Genomic DNA, 16,411 nt, shown 5'->3' with positions numbered 1-16,411 from the left:
TAGTACTTTATAATACAATCTGATGAAAGTCTAAAACCCTGCTTTTTTTCAGGTTATTTTCTTTCAATGTATAAAAAAACAGTTGGTTTCAAGTTGAAATTAACTGTGTAATAAAGTATAATTCTTTAAATAAGGATACTTTCTATCTGCAGTTTATCATAGAGGAAAGGGAAACGACGATGAAGAAACTACTGCTTTTGTGCATGCTGCTTTGTGTTGGTGGCTGCTCAACTGAAAAACAAAGGGAAGAAAACCGATACTATTTTTTGTTTGCTACCCCATTAAAAGAACATAAAATTTGGCTAGAAGCGGAAAAAGGTTTCCGTGATGCGTGTAATGTCTATCAGCTGCATTGTGATTGGGAAGGACCAACGACAATTGACACGGAAGAGATGAATCAAGTAATAGAAACAGGCATTATGCAAAAAGCGGATGCAATTATTACACAAGGGGTTGTTAGTGATAAGCTCTTGAAGAAAGCAGATAAGAAGCAAATACCGGTGATGTTGGTAGATAGTGATATGCCAAGCTCTAAACGATTTGGTTATATTGGTAAAGATTTCAAAAAACAAGCTACTTTACTGCTAGCTGATGTAGAAAAGCAGTTTGGGAAACAAGCACCATTAAAAATTGCTATTCAAGTAGCTGAAAAAAATTTTAATATCGCGAAGCAGCAAATAGCACAGGTTGAAACGATTTTTGCACAACATGCAGGGGGTTATCGCATTGTATCTATTAGTGAATCAAAATCAGATAATGTCCGGGCAAAAAAAGAATGGGACAGTGTTATGGAAGAACATCAGGATATCAATGTAGCTATTAATTTTGCAGGAGAATCTGCAAGCAGCTGTTATGAAGCTGCTACAAAATATAACATACGGGAACAAATGTTAATATATGGGGTAGATGAAATGGATGAAACCATACAGCTTATTAAAGAGAAAAAAATCAATGGCAGTATTGTTGTGTCTTTTTATGATTATGGCTACCAAAGTGTTGAAATGCTGTATGAAAAAATAAAAAACAAACAACAGAGTGTATCTTCCATACATTATGCAAAGCTTATTTTAGTAACTGCAAATAATGTGGAAACCTATAAAAAGGAGCTTATATCAAAATGAAGACATGGAGCTTAAAGCGCAGAATCAATATAACCGCAGCTGTCATGTTCCTTTTGGTAAGCACGATGATGATTGCCTCCAACATGATCAACTATCATACGATGAAACAGTATGATAAAGCCCTTTCTGCTTATCGTCAGTTAAATAGTTATTATAATCATATAGATGCGGCAACCAGTGATATTAAAGATTATTTATATACAGAACAGAATAAGGCATTGCAAAAATATAAAGAGGAAATGCAAAGAGCTACTACCTATATTCATGGCTTACAAGATGACTTTGTATCCGATGAAAGCTGGCGCTTTGATTTATTAGAAAACATGACAAGGTTTTATGATGAAGAATGTCAAAACACGATTCATGAATATCAAAATGATAAAGGGAATTATACAGCAGTTTATAATGCTTTACTACATTCTCATGATTTAATCGCTAGAACGTCAGATCGCTTTTATAATGTGATTACCAACGAGATGACCTTACAAAAGACCCAGATGGATGCAAATCAACATGTGACTTTTGTAGGAACGATCATTTTACTGCTCATTGTCTTATGCTGGTTGTTCTATTTTGGCTTTTTTATGAGCGTATCTTTTATTAAACCATTATACGTAATTTTGCAAAATATTAACAAGGTAAAAAAAGGTGAATATGATCTAAGTGATATTTCAAGCACAGGGAAGGAAATGGAATCACTTTGCATCGCCTTAAATGAAATGGCTATTTCAGTGCAAAATGAAATTGCAAGTACAAAAGAAAAAGCAGAGCTTCAACATCGCTTATTAGAAACAGAAAATGAAAATTTACGCAAAGATGAACAGTTAGCCCAAAGTGAATTGCGTATGTTACAAAATCAGATTAATCCACATTTTCTGTTTAACACCTTAAATATGATTTACAAACTAGCATTGAGTGAGAATGCGGATAATGCTGCTGAAATGATAGAGCGGACGAGTCGTTTATTACGTTATGGATTAGATAAACAAAATCGGCTGAGTGATTTACAAAGCGAATTAGTGTCGGTTGCCAATTACATGGAAATTCAACAGAAACGCCTTGGTGAACGTGTGCAATTCAAGCTAGAGGTGCAAGAAGGCATACCGAATATTGCAATCCCAGGTATGATTTTACAGCCACTTGTTGAAAATGCTTTAAAGCATGGATTAAAAGATTGTAAAAACGGTGGCGAGATTTTAGTGAGTGCCTCATATACAGATGAAGATATCTTGCTGTCGGTCTCTGATAATGGTACCGGTATGAATCCAGTAGAATTAGAAGAGTTAATTTTAAACGACTATAAGAAATATGATGGTGAAAATCATTTTGGTCTATATAACGTGGTGAGAAGAGTTGAGATGGTTTGTGGAAATAATGCCTCAATTTCAATAAATAGTGATGAAGACTGCGGTTTTGAATTGATAATTCAAATCCATATAAAAGATGAGGAGGAAGCATATGTTTCAGATATTGATAGCGGAAGATGAAGAAATTGAAAGAAACTCACTGGTTTCTATTTTAAAAGACTCGATTCTGGAAATTGGTGAAATATACAGTGCTAAGGATGGACAAGAAGCGATTGATCTATATCAGCGCTATGAACCGGATATCGTTATTTTAGATATTAATATGCCGGTTTACAGTGGTTTAGAATGTGCAAGAATCATCAAAAATATTTCACAGAAAAATGTAAGTTTCATCATCTTAACCTCTTATGATTATTTTTCATATGCGCAAGAGGCAATACGTTTAGGAGTAGAAGACTTCTTATTAAAACCATCAACACCGCAAATGATCATCCATAGTGTAGCAAAGGTGCTGGACCGCTTAAAAAGTGAAAAAAGCCGCTATTATGAAACGAGTGAGCTATTGAAAAAGGTGGATAATATGCGTTCATCTTTAGAAAATGAATGTGTGCAGCAGATTTTATCTAACCAAAGTGAGCTAGTTATCCAGAAAACTTTGAATTTATTGCATATGTCAGTAAAAAACGGTTTATGTATCGTGATTGATGGTATTCGTCTAGCAAAAAGCAAGCAGGAAACCTTAACCAATCAGATTGGTGATTTAGGTTTGTTTTGTCTGCTGGGATATCGTAATGCACAATTGATTTTATTTTTGCTGTCCTATCAAAATATTACAGAAGAAAATTTAAAGCAGATTGCTGATTTGATGGAAAAATATCAGTTTTTCGATTATCCGATTGGCCTTGGTACATTGAAAGATCATCTTGAAGGCCTATATCATTCCTATTGTCATGCACTTCAACAATTAACACATATGAAAAAGAGCGAGTTTACACTTCGTAATAAGGAAATGGTACAGCGTGAGCTTCAGGCAGATAGTACGCAGTGGATCAAAAAAATGTTGCCGGCAATCGAGCAGCACGATGATGAAAAAATTAAATCCATACTACATGATTATGCTTCTTATCTTCATAGTTTTCCAGCTAGGCAGATCAACGAACAGGTTGCTGAATTTATCGTTGGTGTTTTAGAAGCTGAACAAAAACTACATGATATTTATATCGATAAGAAAGATGTTGAAATACGTAAAATAAATGATACAGATAAATATTATAATTTAGAAATTAATCTTGTCTATGCGATAGCAATGATTCGCAATTGTGTGAAAAACTTGCTTTATCAAAATAACAGCTATTTAGTACGACAGGCTTTAGAATACATAGAAAATAACTATAATAAAGCAATTAGCCTTAATGATGTGGCTACCCAATTAAAGGTAACACCATTTTATATCAGCAAACTATTAAATAAACAGGTGGGGAAAACCTTTACAGATATTGTGAATGAATTTCGGATTGCGAAAGCAAAGCAGTTGCTGAAAGATGGGGCTATGGCAAAAGAAGTGGCAGCACAGATAGGATTTCAAAGCTCCAGTTACTTTGCGAAAACTTTTAAGAAAAATGTCGGTATCACACCGATTGAATATCGAGATATGTTCATTGAATGATGTAAATTACTGCTTATTTATTTATAGAGATAAGAACTTTTAGTTGGCCCTTTTGTGCCAACTATTTTTTTGTATCTTTATATGACTTTTCTTAAAGGAGTAGCAATATTTTATTATCTTTAGCAATATTTTACAATCTATGCAAGATTATAATAAAAACAGTGAAAGGTAAAGAGGAGGAAACTATGAAAAAGGTATTCAAATTGTTTTTGGCTGCCTGCATGACGGCAGGAGTTTTTACAAATCTTCCTGTTAAAATTGCAGCAGCATCTAAGATAGCGATTGATGCAAATTCTGTAACTGCTATGGGACAGGCATCCGCTCATCCAGTTTCTAACATCGTTGATGGATCTAAGAGCACCAGTTGGAAATCAATGTCCGCGAATGGAGAAGGCAGCACGATGGAAGAGCAGTGGAAAAGCAGAATGCGTGATCACTATCGCTATATTGATATTAAGCTTGATGGAACATATGATCTCTCACAAATTAAGATTTTTACCAATGTAGATGATTCTTACAGTAACTATTACGTATATGCTTCTGTAGATGGAACGAACTTTGATAAGATTATTTCTAAGACAGACAGCAATGTGGCAACGGCACAGGGAGATACGCATAATGTAAACAAGCGTGCATCCTATTTACGTTTAAATATGGCATATAACTCAAAAGGCTACCAAACAAATCTGGCAGAGATTGAGGTATATGGAACAAAGGTAAATGACACCGTGCAAAAGCCAGCGGCTATCAAAACAAGTAATTGGGAAGGCAGCAGTTGGCAAAAAGAATGGGATAAATTTGAAAGTGATGAAACTTATGCAAATCAAAAGGTGTTAAATGAAGCAAGTGCTTTAGTAGGCCGTGTAATAGGTTCTAAATGGCAATCTTCTTTCAAATTTGAATTACGTTCTAAGATGAATGGCAGAGATGTCTTTGAAATTGAAGATGGTGGTAACAATACCATTATTGTACGTGGAAATAACGGTATTTCATTAGCTAGTGGCTTCAATTATTATCTAAAGAACTATGCTATGGTGGATTATAATCCATTATTTGACAGCAATACGGAAATGAAGAAGGGGATTGTTCCTGTCGGAAAGAAAATCGTAAAGGATACACAGTATGAATATCGTTACGCTTTGAACTTCTGTACATATTCCTATACCATGTCTTTCTGGAATTGGGATCAGTATGAAGAATTTATTGACTGGGCTGCTATGAACGGTGTAAATTTGATGCTGGACATCGTGGGGCAGGAAGAAGTACTTCGTCAAACTTTGAATAAATGGGGCTATAGTGATGAAGAAGTAAAAGAATATATATGTGGTCCTGCATATTTTGCTTGGTTCTACATGCAAAACTTATATAGCTATGGTGGACCATTACCTGATAATTGGTTTGAGCAACGTACAGAATTAGCTAGAAAAATGCATGATCGTATGCAAACTTATGGCATTTCTCCTGTTGTTCAGGGATTCTCTGGACAGGTTCCAGATAATTTCGATAAAAAACAACCAACTGCTTTAATTACGGAAATGAAAGATTGGGTAGGCTATACACGTCCTTCTATCATTCAGCCATATATTACAGAAAATGATGCAGCTAAGGGTAAAGAAAATTTATATCCACAAGTAGCGAAAGATTTCTATGATGCACAGAAAAATGTATTTGGAAATGTAACAAATTATTATGCAACCGATCCTTTCCATGAAGGCGGAAATCCATCCGGCTTGGATTTTGCAGAAACCTTTAAACAAGTGCAAACTGAGATGTTAAAAGCAAACGAAAAAGCTGTATGGGTCATGCAGCAATGGCAAGGCAATCTAGATGCGACAAAACTAAGCGGTCTTCTGAAGCCTTCTCAGGCATTGGCACTGGATTTGCAGACCGACTTAAACCCACAGAATGGGGTAATGGAAAACAGTGAAACACCTTGGTTATGGTGTATGCTGCATAACTTCGGCGGTCGTATGGGAATGGATGGAAATCTTCCAAATGTTGCTAAAAATCCTGCTATCGCTATGAATGAATCAAAATACATGAAAGGTATCGGCATCACGCCGGAAGCTTTAGAAAATAGTCCGGTTGCTTATGAGTTATTATTTGATATGACTTGGACAAAAGATCCAATTGATGAAGATGCATGGATTGCTAAATATGCACAACGTCGTGCAGGTGGAACAAGTGAAAAGCTGCAAGAAGCTTGGAAGATTCTAAATGAAACTGCTTATGGAGCAAAACAAGAGTCTTATCAAGGGGCTGCAGAAACGATTATCAATGCAACTCCAAGAGATAGCTTCCGTTCTGCATCTACATGGGGACATAGCAATATTACTTATGATAAGAAAGAATTTGAAAAAGCTCTGCAATTGCTGATTGATAACTATGATGACTTTAAAGCCTCTCCAGCTTATCGCTATGATTTAGCAGATGTAGCGGATCAGGTATTATGTAATGTAGCAATTGAATATCACTCTTTAATGGTAAAGGCAAAAAATGAATCCAATGCAGATGATTTCCGTAAATACTCAAAGAAATTCCTAGAAATAATTGATCTTTCTGATGAAATATTAGGTTCTAGCGAAGAATTTATGGTAGGAAACTGGATCAATGATGCTCGAAATATGATGAGTGATGGGGATGATTGGACAAAGGATCTGTTTGAATTTAATGCACGTGCAATGGTCACAACATGGTCTGGCGAACGCAGCTCCTTAAATAATCTGAATGATTACTCCAACCGTAAATGGAATGGTTTAACAAAAGATTTCTATGGTAAACGTTGGAAAATCTGGATCGAAAATCGTCAAGCGGAATTAGATGGTAAAGATAAGGATCCTGAAAATAAGGCAATTGAGGATGCAGGTTGGTTCTTATATGGCTGGCATTGGGCGAATTTGAAATCTGATGATGGCTATAGTTATGCGGATAAGGCAGATTATAGTAAACTGAAAACAAATGCTCAAAAGGTAGCTGATAACTATACAGTAGCAAAACTAGAAGAAGAGGGTACAACAACAGAGGATAAGGTAAATATCGCACTTGGTAAGGTATTTACATCAAATTCGACAGCTGTGTCCGGTGAATTAAAAGATATTACAGATGGCAACTATGGTAGTGAATGGGTAGCAAAAGGTGATGGTCCACATGTACTGACATTAGATTTACAAGGTACTTACGATATCACGGATATGGATCTTGGTATGAAGCAGGCCGCTGGTAACTATCCTAACGATTATAAGATTGAATTCTTAAATGCAGAAACAAATGAGTGGGAAACCATAGCAGAAGCTACAAATGAAAATCTTGGTTCCAATACAAATTTCAAAGTTGAAAAAGTAGCTACGCAAATGCGTTTCACCATTACCACAAAAGATTCTTTAAAACCAGTAACACTTGCAGAAATTAGCATTTACGGTACACAGAAGGATTTACAGACATATTACAATATTGCGAAAGGTAAACCGGCAACATCAACAATTGCCACTGCAGAAGATGCTTCCTTGGAATATGTAACTGATGAGAATACGGAAAATCTGTGGAAAACGGGATGGTCTGGTTCAGAAAGTGACATGTATCCTTGTACATTAAGTGTTGATTTAGAAGGCATTGGCTCTGCTGAATTCATTGAGCTTTATTTAGAAAAAGCAGGATTGCCTTATAAATTTACGGTAAGTGTCATTCTAGAAGATGATAGTGAAGAAGTTGTATTAGATATGAGTGACAATGCGGAAGCATTAACCACGCGTTATTTTAAGATTCCGGTAAATAAGAAAATCAAAAAAGTCAATGTAAATTATCTTGGCCGTAATGGCAAAGGTGAATTCTCCGCAGCTTCTCCGGCATTATCAGAACTTAAGGTTCTTTCAACAAAGGATGAAGTAACCGGTGGAAAAGTTAATTTAGCTTTAAATAAGACAGCTTATGCAGATACAACACAATATGGTCGTAATGTACAAAATATGATTGATGGAAACCTTGATACTTTATGGGTATTTGATGGGGATGTATATGGACCAATCTGGGATGGAACAGGAACTTTAGATAAAGATCCTATCAAAGCAGGTGTTGATTTAGGTAAATCTTATATGGTAGATGATATTAATCTAGCATTTGAAAAAGGCGAAGAAAAATGGTATTTCTTCAATGTCTATGTGTATCCAGAAGGCAGTGATACAAGAGAAAAAGTACTGTCTGTAACAACAGATGACGTAAACGATAGTACTCCAGACAAACATCCATATAACATCAAAGTGAATAAGCGTATTCATAAAGTTGAAGTTGAATTTATGGGTAAAGTTGCCAATAAGAACGGATGGTTCGATATTGCTGAATTAGAAGTCATGGGCTATGAGGAAGAAAGCAGTAATGAAGTTATCTTTGGTGATGGAAAAATTGAAAATGTAACAAATTCTTATGCAAATACGGTAGATGGTGATAAAGATACCTTCAACAAAGTAACAAAAGATGAAGATATTGTTTATAATCTTGGTAATCTGTATTATGTAGATAAAGCACAATTTACTTTTGAAAAGGCTGGCCTTGGTCTGAAATATGTTGTATATACGGAAGATAATGACGGCAACCGTACGTTGGTATTAGATAAGTCTTCTACTACCGAATTACTTGAAAATCGTACAATTGAGGTTCCAATACACAGAAGTGCAACAAAAATTATCTTTAAGCATCTTGGTAACAATGGTAAGGGTGATGCATACTTAGCAGAAGAACGTCTGTATGAGGCAGAGTTCTTTATGGGAACTCCAGAAAATGTAGCGCTAAAAGCAAAAGTAACTCCTGATGCTGCAAAGGTTATTGCGGATGCTAAAACAGATACACTTTATACTGCGGCAAAAGATGAGGTCATTACAATTGCTTTAGATAAGCCGGCAGATGTAAACATCTTCCAGTTATTAACAGCAAGTAGTACAAAAGCATTAAATGCACCAAAAGTATTAATAGAGGCACATAACCCTACGACAGATAAATGGACAACTGTTTATGATGGAAGTGACAATGATGATGCAAATCCGGCATTGATGATTTCGCTGAAAGAAACAGCATTTATGGATAAAGTGCGCTTAACCGTACTAAGTGATAGTTTAGACATCCAAGAATTTAGAGCATATAAAGTGGATACAAGTGTTCCTTTGATGGCATATATTGCAGAAGTTAAGGATGTATTAGACTCTAAGTCTTATGATAATACGAATGGTAGCTATAAAGAAGAAGCAAAACAGGCTGTGTTAGATGTTATTGCGAAAGCAGAAGCCGCAAAAGAGGAAGGTTTAAATTCCGCTGGTGTAGATGAGTGGATCAATAAAATCAAAGCTGCTATGAATAAATTCTATAAAGATGGTGTCGTATATATCGTACGTGATGCATTGTTAACAGAAATTTCTAATGCTGAGATCGTGTTGAAAAAAGTTGAAGATACCTCAGTTACAGCAGATCTAAAAGCATTATATGATAAAGCGATGGCAGTATATGAAAAATACAAGTCCACACAAATGGAAATTGATGAAGCTGCAGCAGCGCTTAAGAAAGAAACTGAAAAAGTAATTGCTTCTTTAGAAGCCGATGAACAGTACAATATTTACTTAGCATTAGCAAAAGATGCTTATAAGAATGCTGAAGTTGGCGAAGCTCATGGACAAATTCCTGAAAAAGCAAAGACTGCTTTAAAAACGGCGATTGATAAAGCAGAAGCAGATTATGCAAATGCCAATAAAAATGTAGATGTAATCAAAGGAATTGCAGCTGATTTAAAGAAAGCTGTGGAAGTCTTTGAGGCAAGTCGTGTACAAGTAGATAAAGCAGCATTATTGAATATCATACAGCAGTGTGCAGATCTTGTTAAAGATGAATATGATAGCACAACATGGAAAGCATTACAAACAAAATTAAAAGATGCAAAATCTGTATATGATACAGAGAAAGTTACACAAAAACAAGTAAATGAAAAAGTAGACGCATTGAAAAATGCAATAAAAGGCTTGAAAAAATTGGATCGCTCTGGATTACGTGCTACACTGGATAAAGTGAGTGCTCTAGAAGCAAGTAAGTATACCGAGGATAGCTGGAAAGCTTTAGCATCTGAAAATAAAAAAGCTATTGCAACATTCAATAAAGAAGAAGTAACGCAAGCAGAATTAGATGAAGCAAATAGTCGTTTATTGGCTGCTATTGATCAGTTAGAAGTTAAAAAGGATGATGTAAATGATAATCCTACAAAACAGACGCTAACCTCAAATAATGTAAGTGTTACAGGACTCTTTAAACCAAATACCAAGCTACATGCTGATTTATTTACAGCAAGTCAGTTAAAAGCATTGCTGAATAACATAAAAGATACTACATTTAAAAAGCAATACAGTGTTGTTCAAGCATATGATCTATATTTAAAAATTGATGATAAACATCTTTCTTTAGGTAAAGGTAATGCAGCTTCTATTAGTGTACCAAAAGGAAATGAAAAAGATGAATTAAGTATTGTCGCAATAGATAAAAATGGCAATGTCACAGTATTGTCAACGGAAAAGAAGAATGGTAAATTGAGCTTTAATACAACAGAAGCATCTTATTATGCGATTGTAAAAAAGATTGAAGCAGAAAATGATAAGCCAAATGGTGACGTAACAGATGACAAGCCAAATCACGGTGATGATACTGATAAACCAAACGATGACAATAACAAACCAAATGGCGGTGAAAATACGGATAAGCCAAATGGTGATGTAACAGATGACAAGCCAAATCATGGTGATGATACTGATAAACCAAACGATGATAATAACAAACCAAATGGCGGTGAAAATACGGATAAGCCAAATGCCGGTGGAACTGACAACAAGCCAAACAATGGTGGAGAAACAACAGATGGTCCGTCAAGTAATCCATCTGTAAATGATGGAAATCATACGACAGATAATAAACCTACCAGCAACATTGCCAATGATGACGATGTTAAGACTGGAGATTCAACAAACACGACTGCTCTATTATTACTACTGATTATTTCAGGTGGAGCTATTCTGTTAATTGTTAATCGAAAGAAAAGAAATAAGCAAGCATAAGATATAAAAATCTGTATTGCATATCTCAACATGAGTTTCATTAAAAAATCCCTCGGAAATAAACGTCTGTTTATGGATGGGGGATTTTCACAATATAGGCCTATTAGAATTGGTAATCTGAAATAGTATGGGGTATAAAAACACGGGGTATAAAAAACCGTGGTGGAAAAAGTTCCCCATAAATTGTAATGAATGAAGAAGTGCTAAAAATCTAGAAGTAAGAAGAGCACTTCTTTTTACATTACATTTTGAAATAAATATCATCATTAAGAGAATACATCACTTTAGCTCTGAATCGATTCCAATTGTTGATTTAACTTGATTTTATGAGCTAAATTTATTATTATCATATTGTTCTTATGAACGGATAGAAAGCAAACTTTGGTCGGGGAGATTTCTATCTTTTTTTATCCTTTTACGAAGATATGTTATAAATGATAAAAACATAAAACCCCATAAAATGTATAGAAAAAAACTGAAGCACCACATGTTTTTGCGATGGATTTCAGTTCCCCATGTTTTTTTAGATATTCCATAAGAGAATGACGTTTTTTTTTCGGTAATTTACTATGCATGGTTATAAAAAAATAATAGTTATCCTTTTGTAAAGAAGGTAAGCTTAAGATGCATCACTAGAAAAAGGGAAATAATCTTTCATCACCAACTAAATTCTGAAAGGGTTTCTTTTCTTTTTTTATGCTAAGTGATATATTTGTTATTTATTATTCAATTTTTCCGTTATTTATAGTAACTCTTTCAAAAAGCTAAACATCATTAAGAAAAAGGCTGTTGCATTTGGTATGGTTGCATCGTCATTCGCCTTGTAATTTCTGGAAAAACATTTTATAATCCATATGTGAAAACCTTTACAATACGACGAAACGTTCCCTTTTTTAAACAATTCCTATGTTGAAAACGGGTGTTTGCACAAAACCAAATGGAAAGAAAGATATAAAATGCATAAAAGGATGGAAAGGAGATCGGTGCATGAAAAAATTTATCCAAAGAGGGATGACGATATGTGTCTTGTTTACTTTAGTTTTAATGCTGCTTCCACATGAAATGTTTGCTATACAACCAAGCGCGGATACATCTTCAATAGCAAGCTTTGAAATGAAATGGACGAGCGCTGCTGTAGATGGTTGCATTGAATATGATGCAAATGATGTAAGTAAAGTTACACTAACACCTGCTGAAAATAAAGCAAAAGCTGCAGGTACATCCATTACCGCACAGGTAAAAACAGAATTCACGCAAGCAAACATTCGTCCAGGTGAAATTGAGATAATATTACCGAAAGCGATTTTCATTGATAGGTCAGGACAGCAGACAGGTAATTTTTCTATTGGTTTACCTGATAATGGAGATCAAAATAGTTTTTATTATAAGATATCTGATGATGGCAATAGTCTTATAGTGACAAATTCGCAAGAAATTACACAGGCGCATACACTGATCTTTGATATAACGTATTATACTTATAATGAAGCTGTAAATCAAAAACCAAGTGCTATTTCATCAGGTTCTATTGGTAAGGTACAGGCGGAACTATATAGGAATGGTACATTATTACATAAAGCGGATGAATTGCAGGTTACCCAGATCACAAAATCAGATTTGATATCCTTAACAAAGAAGAAATATAAAAAATATGAGACTTGGCAAAAAGAGTGGGGAGCAAAACCAGCGGATGCAGAAGATTATTTTTTTGTGAATTGGTTAATCAAAGGACAATTTGATGCAAGTATGACTAGACCATACCAACTACTTTTAAAAGATGTAGTTGATAACAATGGTACTATTTTAGGCTGGTATGACCCTTATTTTTCCAAAATTGAACCTGGTGATACATTTGGAAACAACGTATTTCATATAGGGGAAGAGGACTTTATGATCCAAGGGGATGAAGCACAACTAGAAACACCATATTTTATCACCCATGTATTAGTGAAATATCCAAGGAAAGATGCAATCAAAAATTCGCTATATAAAAATAAGGTGTTTGCAAAAGTTATTGATTTATATCCTAATGAAATGCCTACGCTCGATCAGGAAAAAAGTGCTGATGCAAGTTACAGTTATGTAGATTTTAACTTTAAATACCCTGAAGGGAACAGTTGGATTAATAAGGGATTTCATAATTATATATGTTGGGGCGGCAACGCACCGGGTTTCTTCAATTTAATGGAACAAGCTCATATAAATGATGAATTACCTGAATTACAGGGGCATTGGGCGAATGAAATGACAACGGATGGAGGTATTTATACCAAAGGCGATGGATTGCCTGACAATGTTTTGGATAGTTATGGGAAAAAGAGCTATAAAACCGAATTAGTAGATGATTTTGTTACATTAGAGGATGAGCGACTGCAAGAGAACGATTATGTATTTAGCGCTGTGCATGTGGTTATCAATGAGTTTGATATGACGGCGAATGAGGATATAGGAGGCTATCTATTTAATGAAAATACGGAATATGGGAATTGGGAACCTGCTGATCTATATGGTAGAAAAAGCTTTGATGGTGAATGGATAAAATTAGGAAAGTTTATATGTGTTGGCAATAAAATATTTAATTTTATAGATAACGATGGTAAAGTATTTGAAAACATTGATAGAAATAATACAGTAAAATTGCCAGCAGGGATTATTGCATTGAAATTAGAACACGAATCAAAATATTTTAAAAACAAATTGAATTTAGATATTCGCATTCAATTAAGAAAAACCGCCCATGTTGCTAGTCTGATTGAGGGAAAAGATTCGATTATGCTCTATAACATAAATTCGGGCAGAATATTTGATAGTAATGGGAAATGGGTAAACCAGAAAAATACCCTTACCATTGAAGGCTCTGAAAAAATAAAAGAACAGATGATAGAAAGAGATAAAGCAGAATATTGTATGGAAGGTGCGTTAGGAAATCATAGCAAAGCTTGGGTTCTTTTAGAAGGTTATCCAACAACCAGCAATATGCAGAAAGAAATAGTTAAAACGACAAATGATACAAAAAATCAACAATACGATATTGAGTATCAGAGCTATGCATATGAGGCAGCATATTCAAATTATGCCGATCCCTTTGATGAAGCATCAGATAATGGAACGCTCAAAGAACAAAAGTCAGGAACGTTTTATGATTTATTACCAAAAGGAATGTATGTAGATGTAGGAAAGATTAAAGTGACTACTGTATATCGACAGGGTGGTACTACTTTTTTACCAGATAAACCATGTGATTTTACGGTACAAATAAAAGAAAATTGGAAGAACTCCGGAAGAACCATGATGATCATTCAGGTAAGTATGAAACCAGGTGAAAAAAATAGTATAAAATATACAAATATTCAACCTAATGGCTGGGAATGGGAAAGTGGTTTTCTGTTACAATATCATGGGTATTATCCTTGGGAATCTTGTTTTGATTTTGGAAGAAATATAAGCAATAGTATTGCCTACAAATCTGGTAATGAAAGTATAACAAATGGCTATCCGGATATGCCGGATGCATCATTTTCTGATCAAAAATGGTTCATTGATATCGACGAAGATGGAAAAGCGGGGGAAAGTGCTCAGAAAGATACTTTGTATGCTTCTGTTTCGACGAGTCTTACAGGGGATACATTTTCAAAATTAGGGTTCTTTAAGTCTGTGAAAAACCAACAGGAATTGAAATATGCAGCTTCCACAGAAGTATTAACGGGCGATAGCTATAGTTATCGTTTACAGTATTCTTCACAAGATACAGCGAAAGCTAATAATTTAGTTTTATTTGATGTTTTGGAAAATAATGCTGGAGAAAGAGAACATTGGAAAGGAACTTTACAAAGTGTTGATGTGTCATCGGCGCTTCGTAAAGGTGTGGATGCTAAGGTTTTATATTCCATGAAAAAAGATATCATATTATCTCATGATGATGCCGGTTTAAAAGGGGATGCCAATATTGAAGATGAGACAATATGGAGTGCAGAAAAACCAGCGGATATGTCAAAAGTTACAGCAGTTGCTATTGATATGCGTAATACCGTAGAAGGAACGCCGTTTGTATTAGAATCACAGCAACAAGTCTCTGCGATTCTTCATATGAAGGCACCAATTGATATAATAAAGCAAGATATGGAAAAGAAGATATTGGCATACAATACCTCATGGGTAAATGCAAACACACAGGTTTCCAATGTTGAGTGGCAAGATTCTTTATTAGAAACAACGGAAACAACGGTGGCTATACGTGAACCTGAAATGGAAATCCATAAAACATCAACACCTGCCTCCGGAACTCAGGATCATCCGGCAAAGGTGAAAAAGCATGATGAAATCAACTATGATATCAGTGTAAAAAATGGGGAAACATCTTTCTTATTGAATGCTATTAAGGTGGAGGATATCCTGCCTTCAGGATTGGATATCCAATTGGATGCTATTGCGTGGTATTTGGGTAATGATTCCACAAAACAGCAACTTGTGAAAGATTCGCAATTTGTAGAGGTGATGCAAGATGCTAAAAACAAACAGAAGCTGATCTTTACAATTGAAGCGCTGCAGGCTGAGCAAGAGCTCCATTTTGTCATTCCTACCAAAGTAACTGATAATGGCGATGATACTCTATTTGTAAATACGGCGAAAATCATCGAGGTTCATCAGCATTCTTTTGAAAAAGAAAGCGAAACAACGTATCACGAATTGGATATTACAACAGCCGATTTCTTGTTTTATAAAATAGATGAAGAGGGAAATAAGTTGGCAAATGCGAAGTTTGCTGCATATGAGCTGAATTGTAAGAGTGATGCGCATGATCATGCAAAAGATATAGTAAAGCTTGATCAAGATGGCAACGTAGTATCGAATGATCCATGTTGGAAAAAACGTTCAATCGCTATATCGCAGGAAAGTGATGGCAGTGTCAAGTTAACCGGTTTAAATATAGAAAAACAGTATCGTCTTGTAGAATATATGGCACCAATCGGTTATGTACTACCAGCAGGGCAATGGATGTTGGCATACGATACACAACAAAAGGCTTTTCAAATTACAGGTAGTTTGGATAATCCTCCTGCTTTTGAAAGAAAAGAAGATGAATCTTTTGAACTCATGAATTATCGATTAAAAGAAATACCGATCACAGGAAGTATCGGCTATGATGAACACCTTTATCTGCTTGGATTAGGATGTATTTTCTATGGTAGTCTGCTGTTTTGGAGAAAAAAGAAAAAATTAAAGGAACGTGGAGGAGAATGA

The 16,411-nt window shown here is 35.1% G+C and carries 5 protein-coding genes; all 5 read left to right on the top strand.

The annotated features are described in order from the left end of the window. Positions 1 to 179 precede the first annotated feature (179 nt). On the top strand, positions 180 to 1,121 hold the full coding sequence (locus tag KJS44_RS10830) for a substrate-binding domain-containing protein (RefSeq protein WP_008687375.1): 942 nt from the start codon (positions 180 to 182) through the stop codon (positions 1,119 to 1,121). Continuing rightward, complete coding sequence (locus tag KJS44_RS10825; protein ID WP_008687376.1) at positions 1,118 to 2,608, top strand: sensor histidine kinase; 1,491 nt, start codon at positions 1,118 to 1,120, stop codon at positions 2,606 to 2,608. Before KJS44_RS10830 ends, KJS44_RS10825 begins: the two co-directional genes overlap by 4 nt. Then, positions 2,580 to 4,094: a response regulator gene (locus KJS44_RS10820; RefSeq protein ID WP_008687377.1), complete on the top strand. Its 1,515-nt coding sequence runs from the start codon at positions 2,580 to 2,582 to the stop codon at positions 4,092 to 4,094. The genes KJS44_RS10825 and KJS44_RS10820 overlap by 29 nt, the downstream gene beginning before the upstream one ends. A 185-nt stretch (positions 4,095 to 4,279) precedes the next feature. Then, positions 4,280 to 11,170 (top strand): alpha-N-acetylglucosaminidase TIM-barrel domain-containing protein, encoded by a 6,891-nt coding sequence (locus tag KJS44_RS10815; protein ID WP_017144699.1) that lies wholly within the window; start codon positions 4,280 to 4,282, stop codon positions 11,168 to 11,170. 987 nt (positions 11,171 to 12,157) lie between these two features. Further along, the gene (locus KJS44_RS10810) at positions 12,158 to 16,411 is read left to right on the top strand and encodes a SpaA isopeptide-forming pilin-related protein (RefSeq protein ID WP_008687380.1); all 4,254 of its coding nucleotides are present in this window, start codon (positions 12,158 to 12,160) and stop codon (positions 16,409 to 16,411) included.

The organism is Longicatena caecimuris (genome assembly GCF_018406465.1).
Classification (GTDB): domain Bacteria; phylum Bacillota_I; class Bacilli_A; order Erysipelotrichales; family Erysipelotrichaceae; genus Longicatena; species Longicatena caecimuris.
This window is presented reverse-complemented; position numbering and strand designations above follow the sequence as displayed.